The sequence below is a fragment of the Nostoc sp. DSM 114161 genome (genome assembly GCF_052692665.1).
The window spans coordinates 8570867-8587246 of the sequence record NZ_CP195141.1 but is presented as its reverse complement, the minus strand read 5'-3'; the positions used below and the strand labels follow the sequence as shown (position 1 = coordinate 8587246).

Below are 16380 nucleotides of genomic sequence, written 5' to 3'. Positions count from 1 at the left end.
AGCTACATCTGTTAACTTTTTTTCAAAATCAGGGTGAATCTAGCAATGATAGTGTCTATTCATTTTGAAGATGATGATAAAACAGTGCAAGTCGAAGCAAACCAACGTTTAACTAAGATTTGTGACGAACATCCAAGTTCAATTTTTTTTGGTTGTCGTAGTGTTGCTTGTGGAACTTGTTTGATAGAAGTTGTGAGTGGCATAGAAAATTTAGCTCCTATCATGGACGAAGAGCAGATTTTACTTGATGTGTTGGCTCCAGATAATTCCAATATTCGCCTAGCTTGTCAATGCTTAGTAGAAGGTGATATTCGGATTCGGGTAGCTAATTAATTGATAATTATCACATAGCCAAATATATATTTGGCGGACATGAAATAGATGTAACTTTCGTCTATAACTACAGCAAGAGAGATTTTCTGCATCGATATATAGTGTCCAAAATTCAACAATCGACAGACTAAATAGTAGCGATCGCTAAATCTATTTCCTCATAAATTTAAAGGTGTGAAAATGAGCCAGTCTACTCCTGAAACAATTAAAAAGCAGTCTTATAGCGCACAAGAAATTCAAGCTTGGATAGTTTCTCATATTGCAGAGCAATTGGGAGTCGAGCCAAAAGATATAGATGTGCGGCAGCCTTTAGATAGTTACGGTTTAGAGTCAGCACAAGCAATGCTTCTTGTTAGCAAAGCTGAGAAGTTGTTTGGTTTTGAATTATCTCCAATTTTATTGTGGCGCTACCCCACTATTGAAACATTATCTGAACGTTTAGCCGAAGAATGTAAAGCTTCACAGTCAGAAATTTTTGAGATTTAAACGTCAAAACTGTTCTTGAACAGTCATCAAAATTCAAATGATTTACAACAGAAAGCTGGGACGCCTCGAACAGGCTATGGAAATTTTAAATAGCCGTGCTAAAACCTGGAACATAGTAACTATTAGCCGTATCAATGGCTATATAGATGAAGAAACTATGATACAGGCTTTGGAGATAATTCAATGTCGCCATCCTCGTCTTAATTCCCGAATTGTGCGTTCTCGGAATAGTCTCAGCTTTCAAACTCAAGAAACAGTAAAGATTCCTTTACGCCTTGTCAAAGCGTTAGATAATTACCAGTGGCAAGAAGTTGTTTGTCAAGAGATGAACGAGGTAATTGATAGTAGCAAAAGCCTGCTAAGAGTGGTTATTGTCTATGTTTTAGGTGATGAGCCTATAAACTATTTGATTACAACAGTACACCATGCGATCGCAGATGGTTTATCATGCATCCGGCTTCACTCGGAAATCTTAACTTTTTGCCAAAAAATTGTGTCAGGCGAACCAATTAATTCAGTTACTAGCTTAACTCCACTTCCGCCCATTGAAGAATTAATGCCTCAATGGGCTAAGGGGTTCAGAGGTAGGATAAATAGTGCGATTTTTTTGTTACAAGTTGGCTTACAAGAAATTTGGAATCGACCAAAAACATTAGGTTTTGAAAAATATGTGCCTATTGCAAAGCGTAGTTGTAATATTATCCACAGAAAACTTGACCAAGAGTTAACCCAAAAGTTTGTAAGTTGCTGTAGACAAGAAAATACAACAGTACACAACGCTTTATGTGCTGCAATGATGTTGACAGTAGCTAGAACAATAACTAAAGGTCGTAGAAAAGATATAAGAGTAAATTGTTTATCTTATCTCGATTTAAGAAGGCATTTAGAACCGGCGATTAGTGATGAACATCTAGCTATATTAGCCTCTTCTCTCATGCAATTTCACGTCATAAAACCAAACAGTTCATTTTGGGAATTAGCTAGAGAAGTACAATATAAGCTGGAAGTGAGTAGAAAGCACGGCGAGCTTTTTAGAATGGTTTTAATTGCTAAAAACCTTATAAATTTTTGTTGCATTTCCCCTAAAAAAATAGCCGCCACAGTGTCTGTTTCTAATGTTGGTAAAATTAATATCCCCAGAAATTACGGTAATTTTGAACTCGAAGAAATCAGTTTCATCAGTTCTAATAGTCTTTTTGCAGGTATTTTCGCGATCCATGTTTCCACATTCCAAGGAAAAATGCTTTTAAATTTTGCATTTTCTCAACCATCAATTAGTAAAAATACTATGGAGCATCTTGTGGACGATCTCATGTCTAATATTTTTGATATTTGCAATTTAAACGATAATTTTTTCCGAATATAAAAATATCACTTTAGCAATCAAGCAATCAAAAATTATGACTAATAATACGACGATTACACATTCTGCATTTATTTTTCAATTCTGCAAATATTCTTGAGAGACTGGCAAAACAATATTTAAAAAAACTTAGGAGATTATCAAACTATGAACGTATCAGAATTTGTAAAAAACCTTACACAACAGGGTGTTAATTTGTGGGTTGATAACGAAAAACTAAAAATTCGCTCCCCAAAAGGGGTAATCACACCAGACATTCAGCAAAAAATAGTTACTCATAAAACAGAAATTATAGCATTTTTGCACGAAATGGATGTAGCTATAGATTTGGAGTCTACCCCTTTACCTCAAGGATTAAATTTACAAACTATTGGTCGTTTAATTGGCGGATTCGCTCAGCAATCATCAGTGGAATCTAAGCCACCAATTATCGATCCTAAAATTATGGCTCAAAAGCTAATAGTTACATTTAAACCCTTATCTAAGAGTTACAATAATCAAGAAATTTTAAAATTTCGCCAAGAATTACACGAGCAACTAAAATATTACGGCGTCAAAATATTACCTTGGGAAGAAGCGATCGCCGAATTTAATTATGACCTTATACTTCCAATAATTAACAAAAAGAAAAATTTTAAATTTAAAGGTGTAAAATCAGAAGTTAATGCAATTATTGATGTAGAAATTCCTCCTTCTTTTATTAGAAGATTGGGTATTGTTATAGCAGAGGCTATCTATCAAATTTATTCTACATTAATTTTAAACGATCGAAAAATTCCTGTAATCAAAATAGCTAGATTGAGCAGTTGGGCTGAAGATTATGCAGCTAAATATGTTGATAACCCTAGCAAAACACAAGTAATTGTAATTACGACAATTGACCATAATTTTATTAATCCTCTCATTCCTTATAAGGAAAAAATCAATATTGGATTAAACACTTTAATTAGAACATTCTCAGAAATTGTTATCGGAGTATCATCCGATAAAATTTCTATATTAAATATGAATCTTTCAGATTCTATTTTTAAAAGAAATGAGATTGGTACTTTCGTTTTAAAATCACTGATTCCTAAAGTTTTTGTACCGATTGCTCCACTCTTATTAAGTCGATTTGAGGTAGATCGGTATAATCCTCAAGAATCTATTTATGCTGCAAAACTAGTTAGATTAGGTCAACAATTGGCATCAACAGGTTTATTTCCTCCTGGTTTTAAGCTGGATAAAGTTATTAAAAGGAAATCCCATAGAGATATTGTTAGCATCATTATAAATGGTAGGACAGGTGTTTCTTATGGTTTTGTTGCTTATGCCGAACCACCACAGTATTTTGGTGAACTGGAAATCGCAAAAAGTGAGTGGGAAAATCTACTATCTGTCCCAGGATTTAGCAGTAATGAAATTCGTCAAAATGACAAAGGCAGGCGTTATGCCAAAATCAAAAGATTAGAAGAATATGTGTTTAGGCAAATACCCGATATTTGGCTTGTAAGTTCTCGCTCAGGGTCTAATAAAACAGATTTAAATATTGCTGACGATGTTATCAGAATTGGTTTGAAAGAAAAGCTATATCTCCAATTACCTGAAGCGATTCGTTCTGAGCTAGTAGATATGAAACCTTCTTATGATATCTATGTCATGCTTGCTATCAGCCTTTCTGCCGCTTTATATACACCAGAATTAATCAAAGATGGTGCGCCAATTGTTCATTTCCACGGCTATCCAGCATTTGATTGGTTTAAACCAAATGAATACTGTGTTGGAGTTAATAATCCTTCCGTTCCTTGTGGAACTTATGAATCTGGTGTATTCAATTTTTTGGGTATTTCTAGCTTGGCTAATCAACAACCAAGTAATATATCTTTAGTTACTTTAATAGAACCAGATCATGGTGCAAATTTTATAGCCCATGATTTGGAATATTTAGTTCAAAGATTAAAAGATGGGTGTACCCAAGGACAAATCGAACTAGGTGGAAAACATTTTACCTCTCTAAAATCTGAGATAGAAGAATGCAAAATATAAAATGTATAAAAAAGTACGTAGGCTGAGTTTAGCTATCAGCCCAACATTCAATACCTATTGTTTGCTTTGGCCTCGTTTAACCCAACTTACTATAGTAATTCTATAATGAGTTGTGATAATTCAAAGCTACAAAACCCCGACTTATCAAATAAGCCGGGGTTTTTATTTACGCATTTATCTCAACTTATAATAACTGTATATAGCAGTCCTATTTGATTTGTGAAAAATATAGAAAAGGAAACGTAGACGCGCCAGCGGTGAGGTAGTGCATTGGGCGGGTTTCCCGACTTGTTCGCGCAGCGTCTCCGACAGGAGAAGCAACTACCGAACCTGAAGGGCTTGCCGCAGGCTACCGCAAAGTACGCGAAGTACGCAAAGGGAAGAAAGAAGAAAGAGATATGTAATTTTCACAAATCATTTAGGAGCGCTATATGATGAGTTGCATATGAGTTGCGATTGAGTATCTCACTGGGATAATATGCTTATACATCAGAACTGGATAGTTAATTAAGCGATTTAAACATTGCGTTGACAGCAATAATATCATTGTTAGCAGACACTAGCTTTCGGAAAATTCTGTTTTCATATGTCTGCAATTTTAGCTGATTTTAAATTCGTTAAAAAATGAATTTATATGGATCGTGCTAATAATTTATTTAGTTATCGCAGTTAATTTAAAAATTTTCAATTTTAAGTATAGATAACAATTATTAAACCATGAATAAACAACATGGTCAAACCAAAAGCTGTGCGTTGTTAATTAATCACTATTATGAACTTGATTCGCCTACTATTACGTACTTCTTCTCTTCACCTCAGTCTGGCAATACTAGCTGGTATTTTAAGCGGTGGTACTGCTGCGGGTTTAATTGCTATAATTAATACAACATTGAATCAAAACCAACCATCAAAAACTATACTATTTTGGAGTTTTGTCGCTCTCTGTTTACTACGGTTAGTTGCTAATTTTATTTCTCAAATTTTATTAATTCAAGTTTCACAAAAAGCCATTCTAAACTTGCGGATATTTTTAAGCCGTCATATTTTGGCCTCGCCTTTACGACACTTAGAAAAAATTGGCACTCATTCTCTTTTAGCTGTTCTCGTTGAAGATATCCAAACAATCTCTAACACAATTATTATTATTCCTTTTTTATGCATTAATATTGCTATTGTAGTTGCCTGTCTAATTTATTTGAGTTGGTTATCTCAACTTATTTTTCTTATAGGTATTAGCTTTATGTTCTTGGGAATATTTAGCTATTCACTACCAACAATAAAAGCCATGTCTTTTTTGAAACTGGCTCGCGAACAGGAAGATAAATTGTTTAAGCATTTCCGCACCATAACTCAAGGCACAAAGGAACTCAAACTACACCGTAGACGACGGGAAGTATTTCTCTCAGAAGACCTACATGACACTGCTCTATCATCTCGTCATCATAATGTTGTGGGTATGAGCATATTTGCTGCTGCTGCTAGTTGGGGACAAATTTTATTTTTTGTTGCTATTGGTTTGCTTTTATTCACTATACCGACTATTAACAAAATTCATCCTACTATTTTATCTGCATATGCTCTAACTATTATTTACTTAATATCACCTTTGGAGTACATTATGAGTACAATGCCTAATATAACCAGAGCGTTGATTGCTTTAAAAAAAGTAGAATCTTTAGGCATTGTATTGGCAAGTTTTTCAAAGGAAACTGTTGACAATACTTTACTAATATCACATAAATTTAAATGTTTAGAACTGGTAAATGTTACTCATACTTACTATCATGAACAGGAAGAAAGCAATTTTATCCTTGGGCCTATTAACTTGAAATTCCATCAAGGAGAACTGATTTTTATTCTAGGAGGTAATGGTAGTGGTAAATCTACTCTTGCCAAATTAATTACTGGTCTTTACATCTCTGAAACAGGAAATATTTATCTAGATGGTAATCCCATTACTAATCAGAATTTAGAATGGTATCGTCAGCAGTTCTCTGTAATATTTTCTGATTTTTATCTTTTCGATCGCTTTTTGGGTTTTGATAATAATAATCTCGATTCTCAAACTCAAAAATATCTTGCAAAATTGCAACTTGACCACAAAGTTAAGGTCAAGAATGGTGTACTTTCTACCACAGACCTTTCTCAAGGACAACGCAAGCGCCTTGCTCTGCTTACTGCTTACCTTGAAGATCGTCCCATTTATATGTTTGATGAGTGGGCATCAGATCAAGATCCTGCGTTCAAGGAAATTTTTTATACCCAACTTATTTTAGAGCTAAAAAATAGAGGAAAAACTGTACTGGTTATTAGCCACGACGACCAATATTTTTACCTAGCAGATCGAATTGTCAAACTGGAATACGGCCAAGTTAAAACTGAACATTTAAATAATGGAAAAGAGCAAATTAATGTTTTTGAATAATTTACTCAAAGTATCTGATGAATCCAGAAAATTTTCCCAAGGAAAAATTGCATTACGGGAAAAACAAAATAGAACTTTAAGTGCAGATGTAAAATCTGTTCTGTATTATAGAGATTGGATTCAGACTCAAACTAATCATACTTTCGACAAGACTCGAATATTAGGAATAGTTGCAGCCGCTAAAGGAGCCGAAAATTATTTACCTTATACTATCCCTAAAATCATTCAACAAATCTCAGAAATAGGGATGAAGGCTGATATAGTCATTGGTTTAAATCATGGCTTTGAATGTCCTGCTGTTATCGACCGTTTTTCGTTGTTGCAAAATACTCAAATCATTCATCTATATACTCAAGAAAAGTTAGCAAACAATATCCCAGCACCAATATTTGACAATATAATGTGCCAAGGTAAACCATATTGTTTAACTAACACTGACGTTTACAAATACAGACATAGAATATTTGTTGTCCATCAAAAACAGGGGCAATACTCAGCAGGAAAAATTCGAGTCTTGGGAGACATTTATGGTTCATTACTACTTAAGAGTATTGAACATGGATGGATACCACCTGCCCTTTTAATAACTTTTGATGCTGAGTCTCAGTTTTTAGTAGCACGCAATCATTCAGTTATAGATATAGAATCTAATGGCTTAAAATTAATAATAACAAAACTTCTAACCTCTCCGAAAATCGATATTTTAGGTACAAAAAATAAGTTCGCAGTTTACCAAAAAGCAATAGTAGATGGAATTGAAGTTTTACTGCCTGATTTTAGTGAAGAACTGCCTCCTATCCAATGGTTTATAGATATTGTTCATGGTAGATTCAGTAGCTTTGAGTGTAAATGGGGAGGAGGCACATTTGGCAAAACTGATGTAATAGTTAGTTTGTTAGTAGTAATTTCTATAAATTATCCAGGTATTAGAACTGAAGATACTCAACTCACAATCTTAGGCAAGTATGCAGGCTTTATAGGTGACATATTTTTAGATGTGATTTCTACAAATAGAACTCCCAGTATCGCAGATATGACAATGGAACACCCACAAAGAAAAGCTTGGATAGAACAAATTTATAGGTGGTTAACTTCTGTTGAGTCATTAAAATTACTTTATGGAGAACATAATATTAGCATGTTGGTAAATATCGGTTTTCCTTGGTTTACATTGACTCATCCAATTACATTTTTGAAGCTGGTAATGGCAAATAAAAGTATTAATTTACCTACTATTTTTAATAAAACAAAATTATTGTTTTTGAGCATTTTATACTATTACAATATCCAAAAGGATAGTACTAAAAATCCTGATATTTTACAAGGTGATAAAGCAAAAGCTTTTTGGTGAAAGTATTATATTTACTAAAAAATATGCTAGATACTTGTAGCTAATTTAGTTTAATTTACTCAGCTATTACAGTAAAAATGCTGTGAAAAAAACTAATAAAAATCAATGCTTTCTAAAAAAAACTTATATCTCAAGCTGAAAGTTTTGTTTGACTTTAAATAGTGTGACAGTAATAGATTCAAACTTAAGGTGTTTACCATGACAAATTTAGCTACTAAAACAATACTTTTGACAGGTGCATCACGTGGTTTAGGGGTATACATTGCTCGTGCTCTAGCCAGAGAACAAGCAACTGTGGTTTGCGTTTCTCGTTTTAAATCAGGATTAGATGTAACATGCGCTCAAATAAAAGCTTTGGGTGGGAAAGGAATAAGTATTCCCTTTGATATTAAAAATGTGACAGAATTATCAACTCTTAAACAGCAAATTAATAAAGTTGTTGGCCCAGTAGACATTATAATTAATAATGCTGCCATAGAAATTTACCGGGATTTTGTTGATTATTCTTTAGAGGATCTCCAGTCAATATTGACAATTAATCTACTTGCTGCCGCTGAATTAACCCGTTTGTTTCTACCAAGTATGTTGGAGCGCCGTAGCGGTCACATTGTTAACATTGCTTCTCTAGCTGGTAAAAAGGGAGTCCCTTATAACAGCATTTATTCTGCGAGTAAAGCTGGTTTGATTATGTGGACTGATGCTATGCGGCAAGAATTAGCTGCTACTGATACTAATATCTCGGTAATCTGTCCGGGATATATTTCCGAAACTGGTATGACTGTTAATAGTCGGATACCTGCTCCTTGGTTAGCAGGTACATCTACACCGATAGATGTAGCAAATGCAGTGATTAAAGCTATCAAACAAAACAAAGCAGAGATAATAGTTAATCAAAATCTGCTAACAGCAAATATGACTAAAGTAATGTTTGCTATTGGGCAATTTTGTCCAGAAATTGTAGATAAACTTTACCATTGGTTGGACATAGTTAAACTGAACCGCAAGCGTGCAAATGCCAAAATTTCTGCTACAGATCGTAATGCTGCGCCGATTCATCATTATGGAATATATCAGAAAAGAAGCTAGTCATTTCAAAAGATTTGATGTTAATTTTATGACTTTGGAAATTCATATTTCTAAATAGAAAAACTGAGCAGAGTAAATAGTTTTGAAAATTCTCGAAAGACTATTAAATTTAAACTTCACATCGCTGTCTTTTTTTGAAAATTGGATCTAGAAAGATTTATGGATGTTGCTGTTGTAATTCCATTGTTCAATGGAGCTAAATGGATTCGCCAAACCTTAGACTCTGTTTTTTCTCAAGAACACTACCCAATGGAAGTAGTCGTTGTTGATGATGGTTCAGAGGATGAATCCCCAGACATAGTTAAAACTTACTCAGATGCGATATTGCTTCAGCATCCAGGCAAAGGAGAAAATTTTGCTCGTAACTTTGGCTTGAAACATACTACTGCACCTTTAGTTACTTTCTTAGATCATGACGATGTTTGGCATCCTGCTCACTTAAGACTTCTTTGCAGTATTCTCGAACAGCATCCTGAATGTCCAGCTGCTGTTGCTAATGTCCGAGTTTTCAAAATAGATAATAGCCTTGTTTTGCAACCTCCAAAATCAGATGTAGTAGCCTTCGATCCGTGGATTAATTTTCCTAAAAATCAAGTTTATACACCTTCATCTGTAGTGATTCGACGTGCTTCGCTTGATGCAATCGGTGGTTGGCCTAATCGGTTTGCTGCATATACTGATGTCTATACTTGGCTGAGGCTAAGTGCTAATCAACCTTTGCTCATGAATCGAAGTATTTCTATGGGATACCGCTGGCATCAGAATGCTATGAATATAAATCTTCGTTTAAAAAAAGAAGAAATTCAAAGATACTTTGATGCCGCGATGGCTGCTTCAGAAGATGCAGTTGCTCACCGACTGACTGTCTATCCTCAAGACTCTGCTAGGTTGAAAAAGAATTTAGAAATGTTGAGGCCAATGTCAAATATTTTGAAAGCAGTAGCTAATTCAGAATGCAAACTTTTAAAAGAATCTGCCCTGACCCTTGAAGAAAGTTTAGCAGGTGAATCAACTGCCTTTATTCAATCAATTTTGCATATGTTAGCTTGGTTCCTCGTTCCTCATTTGTCTATGGAATTACTGGAAAACAGAACCGAAGTCGTAGAGATTTTAATTGAACATTGGCCTAAAGAAGCCCGAAATACTCGTCAAGCTATTATAAGCTCTGCTTTTGCTTTGAATCTTTTGGCTTATCTCTACAAACGTCCCTTAAAAATAAAATATTGGAAGCTATTTGTGGATCTCATTTTTGTGAAGCTCCAATATTCTTTGGAGCAGTTGAACTTTTTTAGACAAAAAAACTTGTAGTTAAGGTTGAAAAGTAAAAAATTCTACAAATTTCAGGAATCCCGAACAATGATTTTAAAAAATTTAAAGCTATTTCTCTTATCTAGGCTATCAAATCGTATTTTACGACATAGCCAATTATTGCAAAAAAAACAAGATATGAATCTTAAAAAAGATGTAGAAAATGTCTTATATTACAAACAATGGATTATACAAAAAACTAATAATACTTTTGATAACACAAGAGTATTAGGAATAGTTGCAACTGCAAAAGGAGCAGAAAAGTTTTTACCATATACTATTCCTAAGATCCTTGAACAAGTCTCCCAAATTGGGATGATGGCTGATATAGTAATTGGTTTGAATAATGGCTTTGAATGTCCAAGTGTTATCGATCGCTTTACTTTGCTACCAAATGTCCAAGTAATTCATTTACATACTGATGAAAAACTGGCAAATAATATCCCAGCTAAAATATTTGACAATTTAATGTGTGCTGGAAAGCCTTATTTACTAAGTAATATTGTCTGCCCTTTTTCCCAGCATAGAATATTTGTTGTGCATCAAAAAGAAGGCCTACATGCAGCAGGTAAAATTAGAGTTCTGGGTGATATTTATTGTTCTTTACTATTAAATAGCATAGAAAATGGATGGATACCTCCTGCAATATTATTTACTTTTGATGCTGAATCTCAGTTTTTAATTGAGCCAGAATATCCATTTCTAGACCTAGATTCTAATGGTTTAGAATTAATCATTAGTTACCTTAACAGGCATCCTCAAATAGATATCATTAGTGCCAGAAATAGATTTGCTGTATATCAAAAATCTATGGAAGACGGAATAGAAATTCTTCTCCCTGACTTTAGCCAAGAAATTCCTCCTATTCAATTATTTTTAGACCTTATGCATGGTAGACATAATGGTTTTAGGTGGATGCAAGGAGGAGGCACATTTGGCAGAACAGATGTACTGATTAGTTTGTTAGTTGTCGTTGCTCAATTTTATCCAGGGATAAGAGTTGAAGACACTCAACTTACAATTTTAGCTAAGTATGCAGGCTTTATATACGAAGTTTTATTAGATGTTATTTCTCTAAATAGAACTCCCAGTCCTAATGAAGTTACAATGGATAAGCCACCAAAACAAGTGTGGATTGAGCAAGTATCTAGATGGAGTTGTGGTCATTACGCATTAGAATTATGTTATGGAAAACATAATATCAGTACAATAACATCGGGTAAAATTCCTTTGTCTATTTTCACAGAATTAGTTAATTTTTTGAAAAGGCTAAAGGGAAAAGATAAATTAAATTTATATACAATATTTCACAAATTAAGAGTTTTAATTTCTGCTTTTTTAATCGGAAGATTAATCAATAAAAATAGTTTAAAACACCCAGACATATTGCAAGGTAGAGAAGCAAAAGCTTGCTGGTAAAAATAGATATTTTATGCTAAAAAAATTATAATTTGGCAAGTAAGAAAATTGATTAATTTGTTAACTCCATTTTCCAAAATAGATAATTATGCTCTTTAAGCAATTTCACTAATTAGTTTCGTATGAATATAAACTTTACTTTCGTCACATGGAGTTTCGTATTCGCTGCTAGCATCAATAGTTGCATTGGGAATCTGTTATTGAAGCGATCGCGTCTTGAAGCCCCCGATCCTGGTTTAGTATCATTGCTATTGTCCCCTTGGTTTATCAGCGGACTGGTTTTCTATAGCATAAACGTCGTGCTATTTGGCAAAGCATTAGATAAATTACCAGTTTCAACAGCTTACCCTGTCTTCGCTGGGTTGGGATTTGGGCTGATTGCTATTACTGGAAGTTGGTTTTTTGGAGAACGTCTTGGCTTGAGCCAATACCTTGGACTAGGAATAATTTTGATTGGCATCATTGTTATGTCGCGTTCTTAATTCATTAATTTCAATTTGTAATAATTACAAGTGGTAGAACCTCGACTTATTACCAGGAGTCGGGGATTTTGTTTTTCATTAATCATTGTGGATTACTTGCTATATATAAATGGTTGATTTCAGAAGATCTACGGTAACAATCACCAAAGCGATCGCGGTATTTTAATTTAAATAAATCTTAAGTTTTCAGGTTAAAAACTTTACAAAGATGAACAAACAAGGATAGATGTAGAAGCCACAGGCAACGTCCAAGCGTACTCAAGCCTAGCCTACAGCTTGTGCTTGATACTACAGCAATAGTATGACCAGCGCTGAATGTTTTCTCTTTTAGAATGTGAGAAGCCACAGTCTAGGCGTCTTTGCGTCTACGAAGTTAGGCAGAAAATCTCTTTTCTCACACTCTGGCTTCGATGGAGAATTGAGCAGTATATGGGTTTTAATCGTGGAATTTTTAAATAGTTTTTTTTCTGTTAACCAGTTTATTCCTCACGGACATTGCTACCTCTGGAAACCAGGACTGGTATGGTTGCATTTACTTTCAGATGTGTTAACTGGACTTGCTTATTATTCAATTCCAGTAATGTTAATCTATTTTGTTCGCAAACGACGAGATGTGCCTTTTGACTGGATGTTCTTGATGTTCAGCACATTTATTGTTGCTTGTGGAACTACTCATTTAATGGATGTGTGGACGCTTTGGTATCCTACTTATTGGGTATCAGGGTTAATTAAAGCTATTACCGCTTTTGTCTCCGTAGTTACCGCCTTAGAGCTTGTGCCATTGATACCCCAGGCATTAGCTTTACCGAGTCCCGCTCAACTAGAGGCGGCCAACTGCCAACTGGCAAAGGAAATTGCTGAGCGCAAACGCACTGAGGAAATTTTAAGAGAAAGCGAGCAACGCTGGCAATTAGCTTTACGTGGCAATAATGATGGAATTTGGGACTGGAATCTTAAAACTAATGAAGTTTTCTTCTCCACTCGCTGGAAGGAAATGCTCGGTTATCAAGACCACGAAATTTCTAACCATTTAGATGAAATGTTGACACGAGTGCATCCCGACGATCTCGATTGGGTAACACAAGCAGTTCAAGATCACTTTGCGAAGAAGACACCTTTTTACATTACCGAGCATCGAGTTTTATGTAAAGACGGCAGTTACAAATGGATTTTAAATCGAGGTCAAGGACTGTGGGATGAAAACGGTAATGTAGTGCGGATGGCAGGCTCACATACGGATATAACTGAGCGCAAGCAAGCAGAGGAGGCACTTAGTAGTCTACTTAATCAACTAGAAAGCATAGTTGAGGAACGGACAGCAGAGTTGACAATAATTAATCAATCATTACAGGCAGAAATTACTGGGCGTCAACAAATGGAAGCAGCATTGCGGGAAAGCGAACAGCGATTCCGGTCTGCATTCCATCAAGCTGCTGTCGGCATTGCTCATGTGGCAATAGATGGAAGATGGTTATTAGTTAATCAGAGGCTTTGTGATATTCTTGGTTACACACTCGAAGAACTAGAATTACTAACTTTTCAAGATATTACCCATCCAGAAGATCTTGAGGCTGACTTGCAATATGTTGAGCATATTTTAGCAGATCGCATTCAAACTTACTCAATGGAAAAACGTTATTTCCGCAAAGATAATTCCATTGTTTGGGTTAATGTCACTGTATCTTTAATACGTGAATCTAGCACAGAGCCAAAGTATTTTATTGCTGTAATCGAAGATATTAGCGATCGCAAGCATTCACAAGAGCAAATCAAAGCATCGCTTTTAGAAAAAGAGGTGTTATTAAAAGAAATCTACCATCGGGTGAAAAACAATTTACAGGTGATTTCCAGTTTGCTAAATTTGCAATCTGGATATATCAAAAACAAAGACGATTTGGTTATATTCCAACAAAGCCAGCAGCGAATTGCATCGATAGCTCTGATTCACGAAAAATTATATCAATCCCAAGACTTGGCAAGAATTAATTTTAGAGAATATACTCAAGATTTGGTGGTAAGTTTATTGACTGCATATGAGGTCAATGAAGATGCGATCGCCGTGACAATAAATATTGACGAGGATGTTTTACTAGGTTTAGACACAGCTATCCCTTGTAGCTTAATTATCCATGAACTTGTATCTAACTCTTTAAAATATGCATTTCCCACAGGCAGAAATGGTTCAATTAATATTGAACTTCATCTAATTGGTGACAACAACTTTCTCCTGAAAGTTAGCGATGATGGTGTTGGTTTACCTTCAAATTTTGATTTTAAAAAAATAGCATCATTAGGTTTACAATTAGTCGATGCTCTCACCTATCAGTTAGCAGGAACTATCGATATAAAAGGTGAGAATGGAGTAGAATGGCAGTTAAAATTTCCATTTATACAAATATAAAAAATCTTAATTAAGATATGACAAACGTAAAAATTTTAGTTGTCGAAGATGAAGCTATTGTTGCCAAAGATCTACAGTATCGATTAAATAAATTTGGTTATACGGTTCCTGCCATAGCTTCTTCTGGAGAAGAAGCTATTAATAAAGCAATAGAAACCTCGCCCGATTTGGTGCTAATGGATATTAGACTAAAAGGAAATATGGACGGGATAGAAGCTGCTCAAGAAATCTCTAGAGAGTTGGATATTCCAATAATTTATTTGACTGCCTATGCAGATGATACTACATTACAAAGAGCTAAAATAACCGAGCCTTTTGGATATTTACTCAAACCGTTTAAAGAAAAAGAACTACATACTAATATTGAAATAACTTTGGTTAAACACGGTTTAGAAAAGCAATTAAAAGCAAATAAAAAATGGTTGGATGCACTTTTAAAAAGTATCAGCGATGGTGTAATTGCTAGCGATTTACAAGAATTAGTCACTTTTATGAATCCTGTGGCTGAAAATTTGACTGGATGGAAACAAGAAGAAGCTTTTGGTAGAAATTCATCAGAAGTATTTAATATTGCCAATGGAGAAACTCATGACCCTATTGAAAATCCGATCGCAAAAGTCCTGCAAGATGGTACTATTTTCAATCTACCAACAGAAACAATTTTGATTGCGAGGGATGGCGCAGAAATACCAATTGATGATAGTGCTGCACCAATTAAAGATGACAAAGATAAAATTACCGGTGCTGTGTTAATATTTCGAGATATTACTGAGCGCAAAAGAGCTATGGAAGCGCGTCAAAGACAAATTGAGCAAGAGAAACTTGTGAGCCAATTAGAAGAAATAAATGAACTTAAAAATGACTTCTTGAGTTTAGTTTCTCATGAATTGCGATCGCCTCTGAGTAATATCAAAGTCATGATCCAAATGTTACAGACTTCTCGTGATACGCAGGAAAATCAGCACTATCTAGAACTCATGGATGCCGAGTGCGATCGCGAGCTAGAATTAATCAACGATTTACTAGACTTACAACGCCTAGAAAGCTCATCCTACTCCATAATTACACCTGATGCGCTGTTGTTACAACAGTGGTTACCTTGGGTAATTGAGCCATTTCAAATCCGTATTCAAGAACATCAGCAAACTCTACAGATAAATCTTCCTACAAATCTCCCACCATTGTCCTCAGACGGCACTAGTTTAGAACGAATCTTGGGAGAATTACTCAATAATGCCTGTAAATACACACCTGCGGGTGGTGAAATTATGTTCAGTGTAGGTCACAATTCTTCAGAAACACCTCCAATAACTATTATTAGTATTAGTAACTCAACAGAAATTCCAGCAACAGAATTACCACGAATCTTTGAGAAATTTTATCGCCTTCCTCATGCAGACATCTGGAATCAAGGTGGCTCAGGATTAGGCCTACCCATAGTACAGAAGTTAGTCGAACAATTGCAAGGAACCATTCAAGTAGAAAGCAGCAATGGATGGACGACATTCACCATAAGGTTACCTGATTTATAGTTTGTTGGCTTCTATCAGTTCCAAAAGCTGAGATAATTAGAATTCAGAATTCAGGAATGAGAATAAGAAAGTCAGGTCTTTAGACCCAACTCTTTCTTAAAAAGTTATCATGTTTCACGTTTATTATTCCGTAATTCATACAGAATGCCTACTAAATTCTGGCTCCTGA

At 34.9% G+C, this 16380-nt stretch carries 12 protein-coding genes and 1 pseudogene; all 13 read left to right on the top strand.

Features of this window, described 5'->3' with window-relative positions; translation table 11 throughout:
* Positions 1-45 precede the first annotated feature (45 nt).
* The gene (locus tag NSTC745_RS35890; protein ID WP_445635280.1) at positions 46-333 is read left to right on the top strand and encodes a 2Fe-2S iron-sulfur cluster-binding protein; all 288 of its coding nucleotides are present in this window, start codon (positions 46-48) and stop codon (positions 331-333) included.
* A gap of 180 nt (positions 334-513) precedes the next feature.
* Positions 514-819, top strand: a complete 306-nt coding sequence (locus NSTC745_RS35885) for a phosphopantetheine-binding protein (RefSeq protein WP_445635279.1) — start codon at positions 514-516, stop codon at positions 817-819.
* Positions 820-856: 37 nt separating this feature from the next.
* The gene (locus tag NSTC745_RS35880; protein ID WP_445635278.1) at positions 857-2185 is read left to right on the top strand and encodes a phthiocerol/phthiodiolone dimycocerosyl transferase family protein; all 1329 of its coding nucleotides are present in this window, start codon (positions 857-859) and stop codon (positions 2183-2185) included.
* Between the two features lie 144 nt (positions 2186-2329).
* Positions 2330-4207, top strand: coding sequence for a TubC N-terminal docking domain-related protein (locus NSTC745_RS35875; protein WP_445635277.1), 1878 nt, complete (start codon positions 2330-2332; stop codon positions 4205-4207).
* 772 nt (positions 4208-4979) lie between these two features.
* Complete coding sequence (locus NSTC745_RS35870) at positions 4980-6632, top strand: cyclic peptide export ABC transporter (protein WP_445635276.1); 1653 nt, start codon at positions 4980-4982, stop codon at positions 6630-6632.
* On the top strand, positions 6601-7983 hold the full coding sequence (locus NSTC745_RS35865; RefSeq protein WP_445635275.1) for a hypothetical protein: 1383 nt from the start codon (positions 6601-6603) through the stop codon (positions 7981-7983). The genes NSTC745_RS35870 and NSTC745_RS35865 overlap by 32 nt, the downstream gene beginning before the upstream one ends.
* A 198-nt stretch (positions 7984-8181) precedes the next feature.
* Complete coding sequence (locus tag NSTC745_RS35860; protein ID WP_445635274.1) at positions 8182-9069, top strand: SDR family NAD(P)-dependent oxidoreductase; 888 nt, start codon at positions 8182-8184, stop codon at positions 9067-9069.
* Positions 9070-9228: 159 nt separating this feature from the next.
* Positions 9229-10377 (top strand): glycosyltransferase family 2 protein, encoded by a 1149-nt coding sequence (locus NSTC745_RS35855; protein ID WP_445635273.1) that lies wholly within the window; start codon positions 9229-9231, stop codon positions 10375-10377.
* 48 nt (positions 10378-10425) lie between these two features.
* Positions 10426-11796, top strand: a complete 1371-nt coding sequence (locus tag NSTC745_RS35850; protein WP_445635272.1) for a hypothetical protein — start codon at positions 10426-10428, stop codon at positions 11794-11796.
* A gap of 122 nt (positions 11797-11918) precedes the next feature.
* Positions 11919-12278 carry a DMT family transporter gene (locus tag NSTC745_RS35845; RefSeq protein WP_445635271.1) on the top strand — a complete coding sequence of 120 codons (360 nt, stop codon included), beginning with the start codon at positions 11919-11921 and terminating at the stop codon, positions 12276-12278.
* A gap of 439 nt (positions 12279-12717) precedes the next feature.
* A pseudogene (locus NSTC745_RS35840) lies at positions 12718-13551 on the top strand (PAS domain-containing protein); the annotation flags it as partial.
* Positions 13552-13653: 102 nt separating this feature from the next.
* The gene (locus NSTC745_RS35835) at positions 13654-14679 is read left to right on the top strand and encodes a PAS domain S-box protein (protein WP_445638775.1); all 1026 of its coding nucleotides are present in this window, start codon (positions 13654-13656) and stop codon (positions 14677-14679) included.
* 17 nt (positions 14680-14696) lie between these two features.
* Positions 14697-16211, top strand: a complete 1515-nt coding sequence (locus NSTC745_RS35830; RefSeq protein ID WP_445635270.1) for a response regulator — start codon at positions 14697-14699, stop codon at positions 16209-16211.
* The last annotated feature ends 169 nt before the right edge of the window (positions 16212-16380 follow it).